Source organism: Phaeobacter inhibens DSM 16374, from assembly GCF_000473105.1.
GTDB lineage: Bacteria > Pseudomonadota > Alphaproteobacteria > Rhodobacterales > Rhodobacteraceae > Phaeobacter > Phaeobacter inhibens.
In genome coordinates, this window is record NZ_KI421498.1 from 719,819 (window position 1) to 740,616 (window position 20,798).

Genomic DNA, 20,798 nt, shown 5'->3' on the forward strand with positions numbered 1-20,798 from the left:
TTGGGTGTGAAGTGGAAGAGGGGGATCAGAACATGCCGTTGCCGTGGGCGAACTCGGTAGGAATTTCCTGCACCGCGTCCCAGTGCTCGGCGATCAACCCGTCTTCGACGCGCCACAGGTCATAGAAGGCGGTGGGTTTGCCGTCGTAGATGCCTTCGGCTTGGGTCATCACAAAATTGCCCTCTGCCACCACGTTGTGCAGCTTCGTGTAGCCGAAGGAGATTTCGTTCTCGGCCAGATAGGCAATGAACCCCTTCAGCCCATCGCGGGTGTCTGGCACATAGGGGTTGTGCTGCATGTAGTCGGCGCGGATGTAGCTGTTGATCTTGGCAAGGTCGCCGCCCATCAGCACGTCGATGACGAGGCCGGTAACCAGTGCCTTGTTGGCTTCGGTCTTGCCCAGATCTGTGATTTCGGTGGTGCCATCAATCATCGAACGGCCGCTGGCGGTCTCAGGCACTTCATCCTGGATCGCATCCCAATGCTCCACCAGCTTGCCGTCTTCAAAGCGGAACAGGTCGATGATCACCTTCGGCCCGAAGAACTCTGCAGTCTGGTGGATCACCACGAAATTTTCATCGCCGAACACCCTGACCGGGTTCACCTGCACTGGCGGATCCAGGGTCTCAAGAAAATCAACAAAGCCCAGCAGCCCTTCGCGCCCATCGGCGGCCTGCGGGTTGTGCTGGATGTAATCCTCTGCGACATTCGCGCGGATGAACTTGCGGTCGCCTTTGGCGAGGCCCTGCTCCAAGAGGGCTACAGCGGTGGCCTTGTTTTCTGCAGGCCCTGCGGCAGCGCTGGTTGCGGCGGTGGAGGCAAGCACAGCTGCGGCTGCTTTTTTAAGAAGTGTCATGGTGGTATCCATCGTGTCAGTTGCGTGAGTTGGGCTCATTGGTTACTATTAGGAAGCGTGGTTCCGATTCAGAAGTAGGCACTTTTTAGTAACCAGGAAAAACCTATGAAGCGGCGTGAAGAAATCGAACGGGAGTTGGGATTGGATCTGTGCCCGATCCGGACCGTACTGGCGCAGATCAGCGGCAAGTGGAGCCTGTTGGTGATCCTGCTGCTGCGAGACGGGGAACACCGGTTTTCCGAGATTCAGCGGTCAATCCCGGATGTCTCGCAGCGGATGCTGACCCAGACCTTGCGGCAACTCGAGCGGGATGGGCTGGTGGCGCGCAGGGTCACTCCGGTGGTCCCGCCGCGGGTTGATTATGCCATCACGGAGCTGGGCAAGTCGTTGTTTGAACCGATAGGCGCAATGGCCGCCTGGGCGGTGGCGAAACAGCCGGAAATCATGTCGGCGCGGGAGCGTTACGACAGCGCAGGCTAGGGCCGGGACCGCTGTCCCGGCCGCCGGTTCAGGCGAATACCACTTGGATATCGGTGTATTCCGCCAGCCCCTCCTCGCCGAACTCCACGCCGAGCCACGAGGATTTCACCCCGCCAAAGGGCGCGTTGGGCTGGATCGCGCCGTGCTTGTTGATCCGGACAGAGCCGCATTCCAGCCGTGCCGCGACGGTGCGCGCCTTGGCAATGTCGCTGGACCAGATCGATCCGCCCGACCCGTTGGGGTTGTCGTTGGCGGCGGCAATTACCTCTTCCACGTCACTGTATTTGATCACTGGCAGGGCTGGGCCAAACTGCTCTTCATTCACCAGCGGGTCGCCATTGGTAAGACTGGCAATGATCGTGGGCTCAAAAAACAGCCCTTCACCAGGATGTCCGCCCAGCAGAATCTGGCCCTTTTCACGGGCAGCGGCAACGAGACGGGAAACCTTGGCGTGCTGCATCGGGTTTTGCAGCGGGCCAAGGATGGAGGACTCGTCGGATCCCGGACCCACAGGAATGGTGCGGGCAAATTCGACCAGCGCGGCACAGACTGCATCGTGAATGTCTTCATGCACATAAAGGCGCTTCAGCGCAGCGCAGGTCTGGCCGTTGTTGATGACGGCGCCCCAGAAAAGGTCTTCGGCGATTGCCTGCGGATCGGCGTCCGGCAGCACGATGCCCGCGTCATTGCCACCCATTTCCAGCGTCAGCCGCTTCATTGTCGGCGCAGCCGCGGCCATAATCTTCTCTCCGGTCGTGCAAGAGCCGGTGAAAACAATCTTGCGGATGCCCGGATGGGCAGACATTGCCGCTCCCAGTTTGTCAGTCTGGTCGTCGCCGGTGATACAATTAAGAACACCCGCAGGCAGCACTTCGTTTAGCAAAGCCACAAGCCGCAGCGTGCTGAGCGGAGTCAGCGGCGAGGGTTTGATCACCACTGTATTGCTGGTCCGCAGCGCGGGCAGGATGTGCCAAACCGTTATCATAATTGGGTAGTTCCAGGGGGTGATCGAACCGACAACACCAAGCGGTTTGCGATGCAGCTCAATCCGGACTTCGGCGTCGTCTTGCAGCACCTTGACCGGCAGCGACAGCTCAGCGGTGTATCCAGCCCAAGCTTGGGCGCCGCCCATCTCAAAACGTGATCCGAGGCCATTGAGCGGCTTGCCCTGTTCAGCCGTGATCGCGCTGAAGGTCGGCATGGGACAGCTGCGACCAGCTGGCAAAGGCGCTCCTGCGCGGCTGCTACCGCACGGTCTAGGTCCGCCAGTGTTCCGTTTGGTGCTCGGCCTGCCAGCCCGCCTGCCGGATTGGCCACATCGAAGCGGGCAGCCGCGGGAGTGGGGCCGCCGCCGATTGTCATTTCAAATTTCATGGGGTGTTCTCCTCGCCAGCGGGTCAGGCGGCGGCGGGCATGAAATAGTCCATGTGGACCTTCCAGCCGTCCTCGCCGTTCTGCCAGACCACCACATAGGCCAGATGGATATCACCTGCGCCCCCAGCACGCGGTGTCAGCACCACCCGACCGGTTTCAATGGCGCTGCTGCCCTCATGCTGCACCGATGTGGTGGATAACTGCGCCGTCTTCATGTCTTGCACCGCGCCCAGGAAGTAGGCTGAGGCACCATCGGGCCCGGTAAAGGTTCCAATCCCCTGGCCAATCACCACCGGGTCGGCGGTGTAGTAGCCTTCCACCAGCGCGGCGACATCGCCAGCGGCAAAGTCTGCCTCGAACTGGCGTGACTTCTCGGCGATGACGTCTTTTAGGGTTGCAGTCATGGTGTTATCCTCCCTTGGATTTGCGCATGCCCTCTGCAGTTCTTGGGCACTGACGCCAACGCTAGCCAGGGAAAGAGAGGTGCTGTATAGTGCAGATGCACTATGTGCTTGGCAGCTTGGCGCGGGATATCCGGACCCCATGAACCGCTATGATCTGAGTGAATTTTTGCTGAGCCTGATGAACAAGGCCAACACCCACACGCCGCTGCGTTTCCAGCAGTACATGATCGGGTTGATGCGCGGCATTACGGTGTTTGATTCCGCCTGGTGGGGCTGGTCGGTGTTTCGGGGCGGCAAGATCGCCATGGTGCATACGATGGTCAGCGGTCTGCCGGAGGGGTTCGAGCCCAAGGTCAAGGCACATCTGGTGAATGACCCTTTTGTGCGCACCGGTCGTTCCCTGAAACGGTACGCCCGGTCGCTGTCGGTCGAGGATGCTGTGACAGATCCCGGGTTTAAGGTCTTTGCTGAGGAATTCGATCTGACTCAGATGCTGAACGGCCATTGCAAGGTGCGCGAAGGTCCGTTCAACTTTTTCATGTCGCTTTACAGGCATGGCCAGAACCCGGCCTTTACCGATACGGAGACAACGGATTTTCTGGCCATCCTGCGGCATCTGGAACAGGCCCTGTCGATGTGCTTGCAGCTGGATCTGGGTTTGCGTGTGGATCCATGCAACGAATGGGCGCTGCTGGACCATGAGGGCGAATTGTTCTTGTGCTCTTCCGGCTTCAATGGCGCGGTGAAAGACGGACTGGCACCAGAGCAGAAGCCGACCGCAATGTTGCGAGAATTTGCCGGGCAAGCGGTGGTTACCGCACCTTCCGGGACCACTTTCAGCCGCGTTCGCTATTCTGACGATCTGTGGCTGGTTTCCGCCCAGCCCGTCAGCCCGCTGAACCGGCTATCTCCAAAGGAACGCCGGGTGGCGGAGCTGCTGATTGCCGGGGCGACCATGCGGGTGATTGCCGAAGAATCTGGCGTATCAGTAAATACCGTGCGGAATCAGGTGGCCTCCGTTTACCGGAAGACTGGCGTTCACAACAAAGTCGAACTGCTTCGCTTGGCGGGCGGCCTGCCGCGCTAGAGCTGCGCCCGGCCTTTTGCAATTGAGTTGAACCCGGGACTAGGCTGCTGATTTTCCGCAGCTTCTTTCTGTATCCGGAAGCGCTGCAGGATCAAACAAAAGCCTGCAGTTGGATAGTGCATCTGCACTATGTCTGGCCCGTTCGCCCTTCCATACCGTTTAGGAAACAGGGAGGATCACCATGACCAAACTCACATCTTTCAGCCGCCGCAGTTTCCTGGCCGGAACGGCCGCCGCAACCGGCGCACTGGCGATGCCACCCATTGCAACCGCTGCGTCCAAGAAGGTGCGGATCGGTTTCATCTCGCCGTTGAGCGGGCCGCGCGCCTCGTTCGGGACGTCTGATCAGTGGATGGTCGATAGCATCCGGAAGCAGCTGGAGGGCGGGCTGAACTCAGGTGGCAGCACCCATGAGGTCGAGGTTATCGTGAAGGACAATCAGTCCAACATGAACCGCTCAATCTCCGCTGGCAATGAGCTGATCCTGCGCGATCAGGTCGATTTGCTGTTGATCAACGACGGCGATGCGGCGGTGGCACTGGGAGAGATCGCCGATATTCATGGCATCCCGACGATGAGCACGATGCAGCCCTGGCAGGCCTGGATGTTCCCGCGCGGCTCCAACCCGGAACAGGGCTTTCCCTGGAGCTTCCATTTCTTCTGGGGGGCTGATGACGCCATGAGCACATTCGTGCGGCTTTGGGATCAGCTCGACACCAACAAGAGCGTTGGCGATTTCTATCTCGACAATCCGGTCGGACAAGCCTTTGCGGATCCGGCGATGGGGCTGCCGGGCTTCATGGAACGGGGCGGCTATTCGCGCATTGAGGGCGGCATGTTCAAGATCGACGCGGATGACTATTCCGCCCAGGTCAGCCGCTTCCGCGACGCCAGCGCAGATATTGTGACCGGCTTCGGCTTTCCGCCGCATTGGATCACCTTCTGGAACCAGGCGGGGCAGGCGGGCTACACCCCCAAGGCCTGCACCTTTGCTGCGGCCTTTCTGTTCCCGCAGGCGATCGAGGCGATGGGCGCGCGCGGCGATGGCATGACGACTGAGGTCTGGTGGACCCCGAATGTCCCCTTCGTCTCTTCCTTCACAGGGCAAAGCGCCCGCGAACTGGCTGACGCCTGGGAAGCAGACAGCAATGCGCAATGGGTGCAGACGCTGGGCTACAGCCATGCGCTGTTCGAGGTGGGTCTGAACGCACTGGTGCAGTCCGGCGCGCCCAAGGATCGGGCGGCAGTGCGCGACGTGTTTGCTACCACAAAACTGGACACGGTTGTGGGGCCGGTGGATTTTGCCTCCAGCCCGATCCGAAATGTGGCCAAGACCCAGCTGGCGGGCGGTCAGTGGCGCAAGTCATCGGGCAAGCATGCGTTTGAACTGGTGATTACCGAAAACACCCTCGCGCCTGACCTTCGCGTCGAAAGCGAAACCATCGCACTGCCCAAGGTCTGAGCCATGTTGGAAGCACGCAATCTCAGCAAGGCGTTTGGCGGCCTGCGGGTGATCGAGGATGTCTCGGTCACCGTCGCACCGGGCAACTGCCTTGGGATCATGGGGGGCAATGGCGCGGGCAAGAGCACGTTCTTTGACCTCCTGACCGATGTTACACGCGCCGCTGGCGGATCGGTCCATGTGGCAGGGCGTGATGTAACCGGGCTGGACACGGCCGGTCGGGTCCGTGCCGGGCTGGCACGTGCCTTTCAGGTGCCCCGGGCCTTTGCCTCTCTCAGCGTTCAAGAGACACTCTATCTGGCACAGCACGCCAGCCACGGCATTGCGCCTCGGGCAGCGCGGGCGCGGGTGGAGGAGATCCTGGAGATCACCGGCCTGGGGCCACACAGCAACAGCCCCGGCACCGCGCTGCGGTTGTTGGACCGCAAACGGCTCGAACTGGCCAAGGCGCTGGCCTCAGATCCCAAAGTGATCCTACTGGACGAGGTGTCCGGCGGGCTGACCGATCAGGAAACCGCCGAGATGGTGCTGCTGGTCAAGCGGCTGAAGGAAGCGGGGCTGGCGGTCCTATGGATTGAGCATATCGCCCACGCACTGCAGGAGGCCTCGGATCGGATCATGATGCTGGCGCTGGGGCGCAAGCTGATGGAGGACCGCCCGGAGGTGGTCGCCGCCGACCCGCAGGTCCGCGCGCTGTATCTGGGGGCGGCGGCATGAGCTTGCTGCAGATGCAGAACTTGACCGCGCGCTATAGCGATTTCCAGGCCCTGTTTGGAATTGATGCGTATGTAGCGAAAGGCGAGACCGTCGCGCTGATCGGTGCCAATGGCGCTGGCAAGACCACGCTGCTGCGGGCGATTGCAGGCTTGGGCACACGAGAGGCCGGACAGCTGACCTTTGCCGGGCAGGACATTCTGGCGCTGGACCCCGGCGCGCTGGCGCAGCGCGGCATTGCCATGGTGCCGGAGGGGCGGCGGCTGTTCCCCAGCCTGACCGTGGCGGAAAACCTGATGATCGGCGGCGACGTGGGGCGCCGCGGGCACTGGACCCTGCCACAGGTGCTGGAGCTGTTCGACGAAATCTCGCCAATGGCACAGCGCCCTGCGGGGCTGCTGTCAGGCGGTCAGCAGCAAATGGTGGCCATCGGTCGCGCGCTGATGACCAACCCGGAGCTTTTGCTGGTGGATGAGGCTTCCCTCGGTCTGGCGCCCGTGATCGTGGACCGTGTCTATGAGGCGCTTACAGACCTAAAGGCGCGCGGCACCACCATTGTGCTGGTCGAACAGGATATCCGCCGGGCGCTGGCAGCCTCTGACCGTTTTTACTGCATTCTTGGCGGGCAAGTATCGCTTACAGGCGCTTCGGATGGCGCCTGTTTCGAGCAGGTGAGCCAAGCTTATTTCGGAGAGAACCAATGAGTGCAGCCATAGAAATCCTGATGAACGGGCTGTTCTTGGGCGGGCTTTATGCGCTGTTCGGACTGGGATTGTCGCTGATCTTCGGTGTCATGCGGATTGCCAATATCGCCCATGGGGAACTGGCCATCGCCGGCGCGCTGGCGCTGTTCACGCTCAGCTCGGGCTGGCCGTTCAGCCCGCTGCTGCTGATGCCGCTGGTCTGCGCGGGCGCTTTCGTCTTTGGTTGGCTGCTGCAGACCCAGCTGCTGAACCGGGTGCTGAGCCCCGATCCGATGCCCGCGCTGCTGGTAACCTTCGGCCTGTCGGTGGTGATGCAGAATGCGATGGTCGGCCTATACGGCGCCAACAGCCGCAGCATCGACCTAGGCGCGGTCAAAACCGCAAATCTCACCATTGCCGGCCAGACAATCGGCTGGCTGCCGCTGGGCATCTTCCTGCTGTCGCTGTCGCTGTTCGGCGGGTTGCATCTGGTCCTGCGCAAGACCCGGCTGGGGCGTGCCGTGCGCGCAACCTCCGATGATGCGGAAACCGTGGCGCTGTTTGCCATCCGCCGCCGCCGCATCTTTGCCATCGCCATGGCGGTCTCTGCCGCCTGCGCGGCACTGGCGGGAATGCTGCTGGCCTCACGCAGTTCGATCACGCCGTTTTCCGGGGCGGAGCGGTTGCTCATCGCCTTTGAGGTGATCGTGATCGGCGGCCTTGGCTCCATCTGGGCCAGCTATCTTGGCGGCATCGCCCTTGCGCTGGTGCATGTGGTGGGATTCTACTTTGATCCGGCGTCAGGACTGCTCTTCGGGCACCTGCTGCTGCTGGTCTTCCTTCTCATCCGCCCGCAGGGGCTTGCCGGAAAGGTGGTGACACGATGATCCGCGCAATTCTCGCACTTGTACTTACGGCGCTTGCCGCCGCGCCTCTTGCGCTCAATGCAGGCGGGCTGGCGCTGCTGACCGAAATGCTGGTTCTGCTGGCCATCGCCCAAAGTTGGAACCTTCTGGCGGGCTATGGTGGCCTCCTGTCACTTGGCCACCACGCCTTTGTCGCCACCGGTGCCTATCTGCTGTTTGCCGTCACACGGGACCTGCCAGTCTCTCCCTACATAATGGTCCCGTTGTCCGGGGCCGGGGCGGCGCTGCTGGCGCTTGCCCTAACCCCGGTTCTGTTCCGCTTGCGCGAGGTCTATTTTGCCATTGGCATGTGGGTGGCGGCAGAGATCATCAAGATCGTTGTCAGCCGGCTGGACTACTTCGGAGGCTCGTCCGGCCTGCCGCTTTATGCGGCGCGGCGGATCGACACCAGTTGGCTGCCCGCAACCGCCCATTGGTTTGCGCTGGCACTGGCCGCGGGGCTGTGCCTGGGCCTGTGGCTGCTGCAGCAAAGCCCTTATGGCCTGCATGTCCATGCGATGCGCGACGATGAAACCGCCGCCCGCTCGCTGGGGGTCAAGACCCGGCGGATCAAAGGGACCATCTTTGTGCTCTCTGCGGCAGGCTGCGGGATGGCCGGGGCAATCAGCTTTCTTGGCACGCTCTATGTCTCGCCGGTTGCCGCCTTCGACATCAACTGGACAGTGAATGCGATCTTCATCTGCGTGATCGGGGGGCTTGGGACCATCCGCGGCCCGGTGCTGGGCGTGCTGCTGTTCGTACTCCTGCGGGAGGGGCTCGCTGCCTATCCCGGCTGGAGCCAGATTGCCCTCGGCGTCATCGCGGTTGCGCTGATGCTGATAGCGCCGCGGGGGCTGAGCGGCCTGCTGGATCGCCTGCTTCCCAGAGCCAGAACGGCTGTCAGAGACCCATAGTCCACAACCTCGGGGATGAGACGATGACTAGGACTTTGACGCGCGCCGCTTTGCTGGCCGGATCGCGTCTGCATGCCTAGGCCCGCGCCAAATATGCGCCGCCGCGCTTCTGCAACCTGAAAATTGAGGAGGGAAGATAATGCCGGATACAGGATTCTACTTTGACGAACACTGCCTGTGGCACACGACAGGTGAACATGCGCTGATCATGCCGGTCGGGGGCTGGGTGCAGCCGCCCGCGGGCGCCGGTCATGCAGAATCGCCGGAATCTAAACGGCGACTGAAGTCGCTGATGGATGTATCCGGGCTCACCGCACAACTGGGCGTGCAGTCGGCCCGGCCAGTAAGCGAATGCGAAATGGTGCGGGTCCACAGCAGTGACTACATTGAGCGTTTCAAGGCACTCAGCGATGCGGGTGGCGGGAATGCTGGTCTGTTCTCACCTTTTGGAGCTGGCAGCTACGAAATAGCGGCGTTGTCGGCCGGGCTGGCGCGGCAGGCGGTTTTCGATGTGCTGGACGGGACCTATCAGAACGCTTACGCCCTGTCGCGCCCGCCGGGGCATCACGCTGGGCGGGATGGTTCCATGGGGTTCTGCCTCTTGGCAAATATCCCGATCGCGATCGAGGCTGCCAATGCTGAAAAGGGGCTAGGCCGGGTCGCGGTGCTTGACTGGGATGTGCATCATGGCAACGGCACCCAGGACATCTTTTATGAGCGCGATGATGTTCTGACGATTTCGATTCACCAGCAAAGCTGCTTCCCGCCCGGCTCCGGCTTGGGGGAGGAGCGCGGCGCGGGAGCAGGAACCGACTGCAACTTGAACGTCGAGCTGCTGCCGGGCGCGGGCCACCAGTCTTACGCCGATGCGATGGAGCTGCTGGTGTTGCCCGCGCTTCATGAATTCAAACCGGATCTGATCATCATCGCCTGCGGGCTGGATGCCAATAACTTCGATCCGCTCAGCCGAATGACGGCCCACAGCGGTACATTCGCCTATCTCACTTGCGCAGTGATGAAGGCTGCGCGCGATCTATGTGGTGGCAGACTGGTGGCGGTACATGAAGGCGGCTACGCGGAGGCGGTGGTTCCCTTCTGCGCCCACGAGGTGATCGCAACGATGGCAGGCATCAAGAGCGATGTCGAAGATCCGTTCCGCGGCGTTGCCGAAGCCAACCAGCCGCCGGCGGATTTCGTGCAGTTTCAACGGGAGCGGTTGGAGACATTTGCCGCCGAGCTGATTGCAGATTAGGCAGCGTTTCCAACAGCTGTGAGTAGCAACGGGTGGTCGATTACCTGTCTGCCGCCCTGAAAGGCGTATTGGTGGTCACATTGCCAGCAATCCACCGCTGTGGCCAATGCGCCTTCACAGGACGAACGTGAGCTGTTCGACCAATTTGCTTTCGTCTTCTCTGCAAAGTCGGCTGCGTCAGGGAAATACCGTTGCTGCGAGTGGAAAATAGGTGTCGCGTGCCTTTGCACTTGCATTCGTTACAATAGTCTATGTCCGACTTCGCCTCGCTGGTCGATCCAGGCTGCGGAGAAAGATCGGTTTCGAACCTTCCATGTCGGCTTAGATCAAAGACCGGTTCGGCAATTTGGTCCGCTACGCAACAACGTGCTCGCGGCAAACGAACATATTTTTGCGCCAGCAATAGCCAAAAGAGCAAACAGCGGCTTTGCCTACACAGTCGCCACCCGACAACAAAGAAGGGCACCCGATTGGGTGCCCTTCGTATTTTCGCGTTATGACAGCTATTACCCCAGCAGTTCTTTCACCTTCGCGACGGTGTGGTCTGCGGTGATGCCGAACTTCTCGAACAGCTCGCCTGCGGGGGCGGAGGCGCCGAAGCTGTCCATACCCACGAATGCGGCTTTCTTTTCCTGGCCGCGTTCGCCCATCAGCAGGCGATCCCAGCCGCCGGCGCGCATGGCGGCTTCGATACCCACGCGGACGGGGCCTGCGGGCAGGACCTTGCGGCGGTAGGCTTCGTCCTGCTCTGCGAACAGTTCCATGCAGGGCATGGAGACGACGCGGGTGCCGATGCCGTCGGCTTCCAGCTTCGCCTTCGCCTCCATCGCGACGGAGACCTCAGAACCGGTGGCGATCAGAATGACCTGACGCTTGCCCTCGGCCTCGGCCAGAACATAGCCGCCCTTGGCTGTGAGGTTGCTGAGCTTATGCTCGGTCCGCACGGTGGGCAGATTCTGACGGGTCAGGGTCATCACCGAGGGGGTGTCCTTGGAGGTCAGGGCGATTTCCCAGGCCTCTGCGGTTTCCACGGTGTCGGCGGGACGGAACACATAGGTGTTCGGGGTCGCGCGACAGATCGCCAGATGCTCCACCGGCTGGTGGGTCGGGCCATCTTCGCCAACGCCGATAGAGTCATGGGTCATGACAAAGACGGTCGGGATCTTCATCAGGGCCGCCAGACGCATCGCGGGGCGCGCGTAGTCGGTGAAGCAGAAGAAAGTGCCGCCATAGGGGCGCATGCCGCCGTGCAGCGCCATGCCGTTCATCGCCGAGGCCATGCCGTGCTCACGGATGCCCCAGTAGACGTAGCGGCCCTTGCGGTTGTCCGTGTCAAAGATGCCCAGATCGCCGGTCTTGGTGTTGTTGGAACCTGTGAGATCCGCAGAGCCGCCCACGGTTTCCGGCATGATCGGGTTGATCACTTCCAGCGCCATCTCGGAAGATTTCCGGGTGGCCACTTTGGGCTGGGTTTCGGAGACCTGCTTTTTCAGCGCCTTGATGGTGGCCGACAGTTTCTTAGGCGCGTCCAGCGCATAGGCGCGGTTGAAGCGGTCCTGTTTCTGCTGCGAGGCTTCGGCAAAGCGGGATTCCCAGGCTTCGCGCTCGGCGGCGCCGCGCTGGCCGATAGCTTCCCACTGGGATTTCACATCTGCGGGCACCTCAAACGGGCCGGTGGTCCAGCCGTAGGCGGCCTTGGCGTCCCGCATCTGATCCGCATCTGTCAATGCGCCGTGACCCTTGGAGGTGTCCTGTGCGGCGTGACCCAGCGCGATGTGGGTCTTGCAGGCGATCATCGAAGGTTTCTTCGATTTCTTCGCAGCTTCAATTGCTTCGTCGATGGCCTTGGGGTCGTGGCCGTCGATTTCCAGCACCTGCCAGCCGGAGGCCTTGAAGCGCTGCACCTGGTTGGTGCGATCCGACAGATCAACGGTGCCGTCGATGGTGATGTTGTTGTTGTCCCAGAACACGATCAGTTTGCCGAGGCTGTGACGACCGGCAAGGCCGATGGCCTCCTGGCTGATGCCCTCCATCAGGCAGCCGTCGCCTGCGATCACATAGGTGTGGTGATCGACCAGCTTGCGGCCGTAATGCGCGCGCTGCATCTCCTCTGCCATGGCAAAACCCACGGCATTGGCAATGCCCTGACCCAGCGGACCCGTGGTGGTTTCCACGGCATCGATGAGGAAGTTTTCCGGGTGACCGGCGGTCAGCGCGCCCATCTGGCGGAAGTTCTTCACCTGATCCAGCGTCACCTGCGCGTCGCCCATGAGATAGAGCAGCGAATAGATCAGCATGGAGCCGTGACCGGCAGACAGGATGAACCGGTCGCGGTCGGGCCACTGGGGATTGGCCACATCGAACTTCATGTGTTTTTCAAACAGGACGGTGGCGACATCGGCCATGCCAATCGGCATGCCGGAATGGCCGGAATTTGCCGCAGCAACGGCATCAAGGGTCAGGGCACGGATGGCCGCGGCCTTGGTCCAATGTTCGGGGTTTGCGTTGCGCAGGGCTGTCAGATCCACTGGATTTTTCCTCTGGGTTTTCGGCAGACTGAGCGCTCAATAGCAGTGATATGGCAAAGATCAAGCGTTTGCGCGGCTTCCTGCGCGAAGTTGACGCTGCAAGTGGTTGAAAGCAAACAGGGGGTAATTTATCCCTGCATGAACTAAGCTGGATGTGTAGCGTCAGATCCGCCTTGATTCGCGCCCTGGATGCAAAAACAGGCCGCCGAGCGGGGGATCAGCGCGCTGCATATGGACCGGCGGACAAGACCGGCAGACACTCACGGGGTCGTAAAGGGGCAGGCATGGAGCAGATCGAAGAATTGCAGGGTCGGATCCTGGCGGCAATGGATCGGATTGGTAGCGGTGCGGCGGCGTTGCAGGCCAATGCGCGCGCCTCGGCGGAGGCCCATGCGGAGGCCCAGGCAGAGGCCCAGTCCAAGACGGATGCGGCGCAGAGTGACCTCAGCCGCGCGCTGGAAGAGGAAAAACTCGCCAATGCCCAGCTGGAAGAGCGGCTGAAAGTGCTGCGGGCCAAGCTTGAAGAGGCCGAGGCCAACGCAGCACCGGCGCCCGGCGCTGACATCGGTGAGCTGGCCGCGCTGCAATCCGAAGTGGAGCTGCTGCGCAATGAGCTGAGCAATACAAGCGAGAAAGATGCGCTGAAGGCGGAAGTGGCGCGCCTGAAACAGGAAATGGAAGTGCAGGGCAATGAGGCGGCGACTGCCCGCGAAGCTCTGCAAGATGAGCTCGACGAGGCACAGGCCTCGCTGGCGCGGCTTCAGGAGGAACTGGCCGAGCAGCCAGATGATCTGGGGGCGGCGGTGGATACCGCTGCGCTGGAGGCTGAGATGGAGGCGTTGCGGCGCCAGCTGGAGGCCGCGCAATCCGAAGCCGCGCGCGCCGCAGCCGCTCTGGCGGAGCGTCCCGCAGGCCCGAGCGCTGAAGACATCGCGCAGCAGAATGAAACGCTGATGCGTCTGGATGCTGCGCTACAGGAGCTGCGGCAGAGCAACGATCAGCTGCGCGCGTCCAATGCGGCCCTGCGGGAGGCAAATGCTGCGGGTGTTGGGGATGCGACGCTGATCAACGCGGCGCTGCAGACCGATATCGATGCACTGACGGCGGCGCGGGCCAGCGATCAGGCTGAGGTCAACGCTGTATTGGCCAAGCTGGAGCCGCTGTTGGGGGCGGAGCAGACCGTCGCTGCAGCGGTTGAGCCGCCGGTTGCGGATACCGCAGTCATGTCCGCTGCGCCAACGCCAGCAGCGCCGATGCCAGCTGCGCCGCCACCGCTCACCGCCCAGCCTATGCCCGAAGGGGAGGATATCTGATGCCCGAAGTTACCATTCATATCGGGGGTCGCGGTTTTGAGGTCTCCTGCCAGGAGGGCGAAGAGAGCTATCTGCATTCCGCCGCCAAAATGCTGGACGATGAGGCGCAGGTGTTGTCCGATCAGATCGGGCGGATGCCTGAGGCACGGATGCTGTTGATGGCTGGGCTGATGCTCGCGGATAAAACGGCGGCTGTTGAGGACCGCATCAAGGAGGTTGAGGCCGAGTTGGCGGAGCGCAATGCCGAGTTGGCGGAGCTGCGCGCGGCCCCCGCACCGGAGCCGGAACGGATTGAGGTGCCGGTGGTGCCGCCGCTGGTGACCGAAACATTGGCGGAGCTGGCCGCGCGTACCGAAGCGTTGGCGCAGGAGCTGGAAGAGCAAACCGCGGCGGGCTAGCTCGTCCAGCCTTAAAGTTGTTACATGATATAATCGCCGCAAGCATCTGGGCTTGCGGCGATTTTTTTGGGCCAGCTTATCGTCCGGACATGAATTCGAGCAGCAGCGTGCCGAGCAGCTGGGCGAGGGCGGTCTCTGCCGCGTCCTCTCCGACAATGTCGGCAATCGCGCTGCGATAGGTCGACAGCGCAAGCTGAATCGCCTCATCCGCCGCGATCTCCTCGGCGGTCTTGCCGCGCAGATAGTCGAAAATCAGCGCCATCTCACGGGCAAAACTAGGCCGTAGCAGGTCCCTCAGCTGCGCCAGTTTCTGTGCCTCGGTCGCATCTGGCGCGATGGCCAGGGACGTGAATGCGCCCATGACCTGATGCGTGCACGCCAGAAACAACGCCTCCTTGGTCGGGAAATAGTGATAGAGCGCGCTTTTGGACAGCCCCAGATGCGCGCCAATCTTGCGCATACTGCTGCCGGCATAGCCATGGCGTGAAAAATACTCTGCCGCGCGGCGCGCGAGGTCCTGGCTGTAGGCGTCGTGGTCAACAATCTTTGGCATTATTTCGTCCGGTTGGTCGAAATAGAATTGACAGAGCTCAATCAAGCTGTCCAATTGTTTTTGTAGACCACTTGGACGAAATAACAGCCCGTCTTGAGCAAGAACGCGGCGAAGATCACGAAAGGGCATCTGAATGAGCAGCAGTTATGGCGGTGTCGACCGCTCCCATGGACGGTCCTTGCGCACCAAACTGGGCTTTGCAGCCCTGCATGCGGGATCGGTGTCGATCTGCCTCTGGCTGGCCTTTGGTGGGGCGGGTTGGCCGGACCCTTTGCGCGTGAAAATCCTCGCCGGGGCGGCTGTGCTGTATTTTCTGCGCCATCTGGTAACGCTGTTTGTCCTGCTCCAGCGTAAGGTCGATCTGTCCGAAGGGCTGGGGTTGGCGGTGTTTATGGCGGCCTTTGAAATCGGGTTTCTGTTGCTTGGCACCGGCATCATCTCTGGTGAGGCGACGCCGTTTGGCCCCTGGGATATGCTGGGCGGTGCGCTGCTGCTGATCGGTTCTGTGGTCAACACCGGATCAGAGCTGCAGCGATGGCACTGGAAAAAGCGACCAGAGAGTAAGGGCCATTGTTACACCGATGGCCTGTTTGCCTATTCGATGCATGTGAATTACCTCGGCGACAGTATTCTGTTCACCGGATGGGCAATCCTGACAGCATCGCTTTGGGCGGCGGTTGTTCCAATGCTGATGACCGGCATGTTTCTCTTCTACCATATTCCGGCGCTGGACCGGTATCTGGCGGATCGCTACGGGGCGGAGTTTCGGGCCTATGCTGCGCGGACGGCGAAATTCCTGCCCTTCGTCTACTGAGGCGGCGCGGTCGCGGAGTGCTTGCAGGACGCAAGAAAAAGCCTGCCACACAGAATGTGGCAGGCTTTTCCATCGTGTCGCTACGCTGATCGTCTCAGATCCGCCGCCGCAGGTTTAGCCGTTGGCTTCGCGGATCTTGTCAGCGGCGTCTTTGTCGAAGGTGACGCCGTTCTGTTCAAACATGCCGTCCAATTCACCCGACAGGGTCATCTCGGTGATGATGTCGCAACCGCCCACAAACTCACCTTTGACATAGAGCTGGGGAATGGTCGGCCAATCGGAATAGTCCTTGATGCCCGCGCGGATTTCCTCATCGGCCAGCACATTCACATCGGTGTAGTCAACGCCGATATAATTCAGGACGCCAGCCACGCGGGAGGAGAAGCCACATTGCGGCATATCCTTGGTGCCCTTCATGAAGAGCACGACATCGCTGGCTTTGACGGTTTCGTCGATGCGGGTTTTTACGTCGGTCATATTGCGTTTCCTTTTGGCGGATGGGCCGTTGGTCCGTTGTCCGTCATATAGGCACAAAGAGAGGGATTGCCAATCGGCACAGGATATTTCAGGTGGCGCTGTTACTTTTTCCCCTTGGGCACAAAGAAGCGGGCGTATTCGTCCGGGTCCTTGGGCACCTTCCATGTCCGCATGGAGCCGCCCCCCATGCCCGACTGATAATCAGAGCGTAAGGTGTGGTAATTCGGATCGGTCTCATCCTCTTCAATCGGCGGACGGCGCTGGCCAATCAGCGCGACAAGCGCGGTCATGACAACGATGCCGAGGATCAGAAGGGACATGAACAGCGACATGACAGGTTACTCGGGCGCCTTGGTGGTCAGCGCAAGGGCGTGCAGCTCTCCATTGGCGCCATCCATCTTGCCCTTCAGCGCGGCATAGACAGCGCGTTGCTGCTGAACGCGGTTTTTGCCGCGAAAGCTCTCATCGATAACCATCGCGGACATATGCACACCATCATGGCCACCAACCTGAATTTCCGCATCGGGGAAACTCTCGCGCAGCAGGTCTTCGATTTCTTGGGCTTGCATCGGCATTGGGGGGATGTCCTTATTTCTAGCTTATTGAAAATGTAGGGTGCTGCAGGGACCTCTGCAAGGCGGATTAGCCGCGTGGCACCACATAGGGGGCAAGGCGCGGCACGAACTCAGGAACCTGCGCCAGAGCGTCCTGAACCTCCGGTTCCTCAAAATCCCAGATCGAGGTGCCATCGCGCACGGCAAGGGTCTCACTCAGGCGGGCCAGTTGTGCCCGCAGCTCGTCCGGCAGTGTCAGGGCGGCGGCCTCCTGCAAGATCAGCAGCGCCTCATGGATGGGGCGCAGGACACGCAGGGCGTAGGTCATATGGGGCAGAAGGTCAGGGTCGTCGCGCCATGTCTCGCCCTGAAACAGCACCTCTGTCACCCGCTGCCCGGCGCCGGCGCAGGAATAGGCGATACAGCCGCCAAAACCCCGGGTATTCAGATTGGCGTGGATGGTGCAGCTGAAACAGGATTGCGAGAGGTTGGGGCACGGGTGGTCCGTCTCCTTCAGGATCGCGAAATCCTCATCCGCCTGAAACGGGTAGGCCACACAGCAGAGCGCGGCGCAGCGGCTGCAATCTGCTGTCAGTTCGGGGAGGTCGATCTGTGCTGACTTGCCGGGCAGGGGCATGCGGTCACCTGAGAGAGGTCAAAAAAAGGGTGGGATGACGCCGCCATCCCACCCGGTATCCTGTCGTTGAGGACGCAGCCCCAACGCTGACTGTCTTTAGGCCACAGCGGCAGCGAAGCTGCTGCGGAAGATGTCTGCCAGTTCGGCCAGAGGCGCTTCGGAGCCGCCGATTTTCACCATCTCGCCGCCGAATTTTCCGACGCTGGTGACCGTGACACCGGCCTGACCCGCAGCCATCATCAGGGCCTCGGCCTGATCGAAGTTGCAGGCCACGAGGTAGCGCGCCTGATCCTCGCCAAACACAGTCGGGGTGTCGCCTGCGTCGATCTGGACGCCAACACCAGCGCCTTCGGCGAGTTCAAAGGCTGCCATTGCCAGACCGCCGTCACCGAGGTCGGTGCAGGCTTTGATCAGCTCACGGTTGGCGCGGATGAACTCACCGTTGCGCTTCTCTGCTTCCAGATCCACTGCCGGGGCGTCGCCGTCCTCGCGGTTGAAGACCTCCGCCAGCAGGGCTGATTGACCAAGATGGCCGATGGTGTCACCGATCAGAAGGGCGATATGGCCGTCGCGCACTTCGCCGGTGATGGCCTCTTCGTCGGCAGCGATCAGGCCAACGGCGCCAATGGTTGGTGTGGGCAGGATGCCCTTGCCATCGGTTTCGTTATAAAGTGAGACGTTGCCGGACACGATCGGCATATCAAGGGCGGCCACCGCCTCGCCGATGCCTTTGATGGCGCCGACGAACTGACCCATGATTTCGGGTTTTTCTGGGTTGCCGAAGTTCAGGTTATCTGTTGTTGCCAGCGGCTTAGCGCCCACAGCTGTCAGGTTGCGGTAGGCTTCGGCCACGGCCTGTTTGCCGCCCTCATAGGGGTTTGCCATGACATAGCGCGGCGTCACGTCCGAAGTGAACGCCAGCTGTTTGTCGGTGCCATGCACACGCACGATGCCAGAGCCTGCGCCGGGGCGGCGGGCGGTGTCGCCCATCACCGTGGTGTCGTATTGTTCATAAACCCACTGTTTGCCTGCGTAGTTGGGGCTGGAGATCAGCGCCTTGAGACCATCAATGGGGTCGATTGTGGGCACATCGGCGTCCGTGAGCGGCTCAGCTGCCGGTGTCAGTACCCAGGGACGGTCGTATTCCGGCGCGGTAGAGGCCAGTTTCGACAGCACCAGATCCGCCTTCACTTCACCATTGTGCAGGATGAGGAAGCGATCTTCTGCGATGGTCTCGCCGACGATGGCGAAATCGAGATCCCATTTTTCGAATACGGCGCGCGCTTCGGCTTCCAGTTCAGGCTTCAGCACCATCAGCATGCGTTCCTGAGATTCCGACAGCATCATTTCATAGGCTGTCATATTCTCTTCGCGCTGCGGAACGTCTTCGAGGTTCAGTTTAACGCCCAGCTTGCCCTTGTCGCCCATCTCGACTGCAGAACAGGTGAGGCCAGCCGCCCCCATGTCCTGGATCGAGATCACAGCGCCGGTCTGCATCAGCTCCAGCGTGGCTTCCATCAGGCGTTTTTCGGTGAAGGGGTCGCCAACCTGAACGGTAGGGCGTTTTTCCTCGATGGTGTCATCGAATTCGGCAGAGGCCATGGTAGCACCGCCAACCCCGTCGCGTCCGGTTTTCGCACCGAGATAGACAACCGGCATGCCAACACCCGAGGCGGCGGAGTAGAAAATGCTGTCTGTTTTGGCGAGGCCGGCCGCAAAGGCGTTCACAAGGCAGTTGCCATTGTACGCCGGGTGAAAGCGGACTTCGCCGCCGACGCATGGCACGCCAAAGCAGTTGCCGTAGCCGCCAATGCCCTCAACAACGCCATTCACCAGCTGGCGGGTCTTGTGGTGGGACGGCTCGCCAAAGGACAGCGCATTCATCGACGCGATGGGCCGCGCGCCCATGGTGAAGACGTCGCGCAAGATGCCGCCAACCCCGGTTGCTGCGCCCTGATAAGGCTCGATGTAGGAGGGGTGGTTGTGGCTTTCCATCTTGAACACCACGGCATCGCCGTCGCCGATATCCACGATCCCTGCGTTTTCGCCGGGGCCACAGATTACCTGCGGGCCTTCGGTCGGCAGGGTGCGGAGCCATTTTTTAGAGGATTTATAAGAACAGTGCTCATTCCACATGGCTGAGAAAATGCCCAGCTCCGTGAATGTTGGCTCCCGCCCGATGATTTCGAGGATCAGATCGTATTCCTCGGGCTTCAACCCGTGGTTGGCAATCAGTTCAGGCGTGATGGCGGGTTCTTGCATCCGTGTAACGTCCCCAATGGCTGCGATTGCGCGCCTTTTAGGGCAAGGAGGGCCAAGGGGGAAGGAAAAAGCGCAAGGTGACAGCTGGCGCCGCAGTGCGCTGTATAAATGTGGGTGGCCAGACAAGGAGAAGGGCCAGAGCCGATACGGCTCTGACCCATAGGTGATCCCCGGCCCCGCGAGGAGCGGAGGCGATAGCTGTCGGCGATACCGTTTAGTTCAAGACGGATCCGTCGGTGAGCTTGTCCGGATTTTCGCTGGCGTAGGTCTCCAGCATGGTGCGCAGCTCGCCAGTGGTCTGACCCATGCGCAACACGCCGTCGGTTTCCCACATGCCATCAAGGTTGAAGCGCAGGCCGCTCAGCTTGTCGGAGAAGCTGTCGCGGAATTCCACCAGGATCTTGCGATCTGGGCCCGGCTCGGTGCCGACCTCGACAACCTTGCCCAGGAACACGCCGTTAACGTCAACCACCGGGGCGCCCATGAATTCGATATTTTCCTCAAGGAAGGTCTCGCCCGCGTCATTCGGGGTGGCGTTTTCGGTTAGCACTTCAGCGCTTGCGGCGCCGGTCATTGCGATCAGGGCGGCGATAGAGGTCATGCGAAGCATATTTGCTCTCCTTCAAGTCAGTTATGTCGTTTGCTTACGATCTGGCTACTCAACGGGACGGCTCCGTCGAAGGTTCCTGACTTTTTTCAAATAGGATCGGTTTTTATGCGGTGATCAACCGAATTATCATTGTTCAACCCATTGATAGGGATGAGTTAACTCGGATCGGAATACTTCGGGAAATCATGTGCCGTGAAAATCGCAGGGGCGGTAGTTTTCCTGTCGGTGCAAGCGATATCTGCATGCGGAGGGGTGATAAATCCGGCAATAGCGCTGAAATTTGCAGCAGTTGCGTTCGGATCGTACACGAAGGCCGGTCAAGGCGGGATCTGCTGGTTGACGGTGGCAAGGATGGCTGTGACCTTGCAGGTGCCGATATCGCCAGACCTGCCTATATCGCCAGACCTGCCAGAGGCATGGAGCGGGTATCGGCCAAAAAAAAGGCCGAGCACTAAGCTCGGCCGAAGTCCAACAGGGAGGTATGAAGGACGACAATGTCGCTGCCTTCGAGATGTGATTTA

22 protein-coding genes are annotated in these 20,798 nt (G+C 60.9%); 11 read left to right on the forward strand and 11 right to left on the reverse strand.

What is annotated here, in order from left to right; translation table 11 throughout:
• Positions 1-25: 25 nt before the first annotated feature.
• Entirely contained in the window at positions 26-856 is an 831-nt protein-coding gene (locus INHI_RS0107145; protein ID WP_027247216.1) for a nuclear transport factor 2 family protein, read from the reverse strand.
• Between the two features lie 105 nt (positions 857-961).
• Here INHI_RS0107145 and INHI_RS0107150 point away from each other — a divergent pair, with 105 nt between their 5' ends.
• Positions 962-1,336 carry a winged helix-turn-helix transcriptional regulator gene (locus tag INHI_RS0107150; RefSeq protein ID WP_027247217.1) on the forward strand — a complete coding sequence of 125 codons (375 nt, stop codon included), beginning with the start codon at positions 962-964 and terminating at the stop codon, positions 1,334-1,336.
• Between the two features lie 28 nt (positions 1,337-1,364).
• On the opposite strand, the gene INHI_RS20445 is transcribed toward INHI_RS0107150, so the two are convergent.
• The gene (locus INHI_RS20445) at positions 1,365-2,537 is read right to left on the reverse strand and encodes an aldehyde dehydrogenase family protein (protein WP_102870027.1); all 1,173 of its coding nucleotides are present in this window, start codon (positions 2,535-2,537) and stop codon (positions 1,365-1,367) included.
• 196 nt (positions 2,538-2,733) lie between these two features.
• Positions 2,734-3,114 (reverse strand): nuclear transport factor 2 family protein, encoded by a 381-nt coding sequence (locus INHI_RS0107160; RefSeq protein ID WP_027247218.1) that lies wholly within the window; start codon positions 3,112-3,114, stop codon positions 2,734-2,736.
• 139 nt (positions 3,115-3,253) lie between these two features.
• Here INHI_RS0107160 and INHI_RS0107165 point away from each other — a divergent pair, with 139 nt between their 5' ends.
• The 7 genes from INHI_RS0107165 to INHI_RS0107195 all read left to right on the forward strand — a co-directional run bounded on the left by INHI_RS0107165 (position 3,254) and on the right by INHI_RS0107195 (position 10,131).
• Positions 3,254-4,201 (forward strand): helix-turn-helix transcriptional regulator, encoded by a 948-nt coding sequence (locus INHI_RS0107165; protein ID WP_027247219.1) that lies wholly within the window; start codon positions 3,254-3,256, stop codon positions 4,199-4,201.
• A 181-nt stretch (positions 4,202-4,382) separates the two neighbouring features.
• Positions 4,383-5,663, forward strand: coding sequence for an ABC transporter substrate-binding protein (locus INHI_RS0107170; RefSeq protein WP_027247220.1), 1,281 nt, complete (start codon positions 4,383-4,385; stop codon positions 5,661-5,663).
• Positions 5,664-5,666: 3 nt separating this feature from the next.
• On the forward strand, positions 5,667-6,380 hold the full coding sequence (locus tag INHI_RS0107175) for an ABC transporter ATP-binding protein (RefSeq protein ID WP_027247221.1): 714 nt from the start codon (positions 5,667-5,669) through the stop codon (positions 6,378-6,380).
• Positions 6,377-7,081 carry an ABC transporter ATP-binding protein gene (locus INHI_RS0107180; RefSeq protein ID WP_027247222.1) on the forward strand — a complete coding sequence of 235 codons (705 nt, stop codon included), beginning with the start codon at positions 6,377-6,379 and terminating at the stop codon, positions 7,079-7,081. The genes INHI_RS0107175 and INHI_RS0107180 overlap by 4 nt, the downstream gene beginning before the upstream one ends.
• Positions 7,078-7,947, forward strand: coding sequence for a branched-chain amino acid ABC transporter permease (locus tag INHI_RS0107185; protein WP_027247223.1), 870 nt, complete (start codon positions 7,078-7,080; stop codon positions 7,945-7,947). Before INHI_RS0107180 ends, INHI_RS0107185 begins: the two co-directional genes overlap by 4 nt.
• Entirely contained in the window at positions 7,944-8,879 is a 936-nt protein-coding gene (locus tag INHI_RS20450; protein WP_051338959.1) for a branched-chain amino acid ABC transporter permease, read from the forward strand. The genes INHI_RS0107185 and INHI_RS20450 overlap by 4 nt, the downstream gene beginning before the upstream one ends.
• A gap of 139 nt (positions 8,880-9,018) precedes the next feature.
• Positions 9,019-10,131, forward strand: a complete 1,113-nt coding sequence (locus INHI_RS0107195; RefSeq protein ID WP_036766965.1) for a class II histone deacetylase — start codon at positions 9,019-9,021, stop codon at positions 10,129-10,131.
• A 506-nt stretch (positions 10,132-10,637) separates the two neighbouring features.
• On the opposite strand, the gene tkt is transcribed toward INHI_RS0107195, so the two are convergent.
• Positions 10,638-12,659, reverse strand: a complete 2,022-nt coding sequence (gene tkt, locus INHI_RS0107200) for a transketolase (protein ID WP_027247225.1) — start codon at positions 12,657-12,659, stop codon at positions 10,638-10,640.
• A gap of 284 nt (positions 12,660-12,943) precedes the next feature.
• Here tkt and INHI_RS0107205 point away from each other — a divergent pair, with 284 nt between their 5' ends.
• Together INHI_RS0107205 and INHI_RS0107210 are read left to right on the forward strand one after the other, a co-directional pair.
• Positions 12,944-13,972, forward strand: coding sequence for a coiled-coil domain-containing protein (locus tag INHI_RS0107205; protein ID WP_014880120.1), 1,029 nt, complete (start codon positions 12,944-12,946; stop codon positions 13,970-13,972).
• Positions 13,972-14,370 (forward strand): cell division protein ZapA, encoded by a 399-nt coding sequence (locus INHI_RS0107210; RefSeq protein WP_014874818.1) that lies wholly within the window; start codon positions 13,972-13,974, stop codon positions 14,368-14,370. Before INHI_RS0107205 ends, INHI_RS0107210 begins: the two co-directional genes overlap by 1 nt.
• A 76-nt stretch (positions 14,371-14,446) precedes the next feature.
• Here INHI_RS0107210 and INHI_RS0107215 read toward each other — a convergent pair whose 3' ends face one another.
• Positions 14,447-14,923 carry a TetR/AcrR family transcriptional regulator gene (locus INHI_RS0107215; RefSeq protein ID WP_027247226.1) on the reverse strand — a complete coding sequence of 159 codons (477 nt, stop codon included), beginning with the start codon at positions 14,921-14,923 and terminating at the stop codon, positions 14,447-14,449.
• Between the two features lie 133 nt (positions 14,924-15,056).
• Here INHI_RS0107215 and INHI_RS0107220 point away from each other — a divergent pair, with 133 nt between their 5' ends.
• Positions 15,057-15,737: a DUF1295 domain-containing protein gene (locus INHI_RS0107220; RefSeq protein ID WP_014880118.1), complete on the forward strand. Its 681-nt coding sequence runs from the start codon at positions 15,057-15,059 to the stop codon at positions 15,735-15,737.
• Between the two features lie 114 nt (positions 15,738-15,851).
• Here the strand turns inward: INHI_RS0107220 and grxD are convergent, their stop codons facing one another.
• From grxD to INHI_RS0107250, 6 genes are all read right to left on the reverse strand, one after another.
• A complete protein-coding gene (grxD, locus tag INHI_RS0107225) occupies positions 15,852-16,214 on the reverse strand; it encodes a Grx4 family monothiol glutaredoxin (protein WP_014874815.1) in 363 nt (120 codons plus the stop codon).
• A 101-nt stretch (positions 16,215-16,315) separates the two neighbouring features.
• Positions 16,316-16,546, reverse strand: a complete 231-nt coding sequence (locus tag INHI_RS0107230) for a hypothetical protein (protein WP_014880117.1) — start codon at positions 16,544-16,546, stop codon at positions 16,316-16,318.
• Positions 16,547-16,552: 6 nt separating this feature from the next.
• The gene (locus INHI_RS0107235) at positions 16,553-16,789 is read right to left on the reverse strand and encodes a BolA/IbaG family iron-sulfur metabolism protein (RefSeq protein ID WP_014874813.1); all 237 of its coding nucleotides are present in this window, start codon (positions 16,787-16,789) and stop codon (positions 16,553-16,555) included.
• A 67-nt stretch (positions 16,790-16,856) separates the two neighbouring features.
• On the reverse strand, positions 16,857-17,405 hold the full coding sequence (locus tag INHI_RS0107240) for a hypothetical protein (RefSeq protein WP_014874812.1): 549 nt from the start codon (positions 17,403-17,405) through the stop codon (positions 16,857-16,859).
• 96 nt (positions 17,406-17,501) lie between these two features.
• Positions 17,502-19,667 (reverse strand): phosphoribosylformylglycinamidine synthase subunit PurL, encoded by a 2,166-nt coding sequence (gene purL / locus INHI_RS0107245; protein WP_027247227.1) that lies wholly within the window; start codon positions 19,665-19,667, stop codon positions 17,502-17,504.
• A gap of 214 nt (positions 19,668-19,881) precedes the next feature.
• Positions 19,882-20,277, reverse strand: a complete 396-nt coding sequence (locus INHI_RS0107250; protein WP_027247228.1) for a CBS domain-containing protein — start codon at positions 20,275-20,277, stop codon at positions 19,882-19,884.
• Positions 20,278-20,798 lie beyond the last annotated feature (521 nt).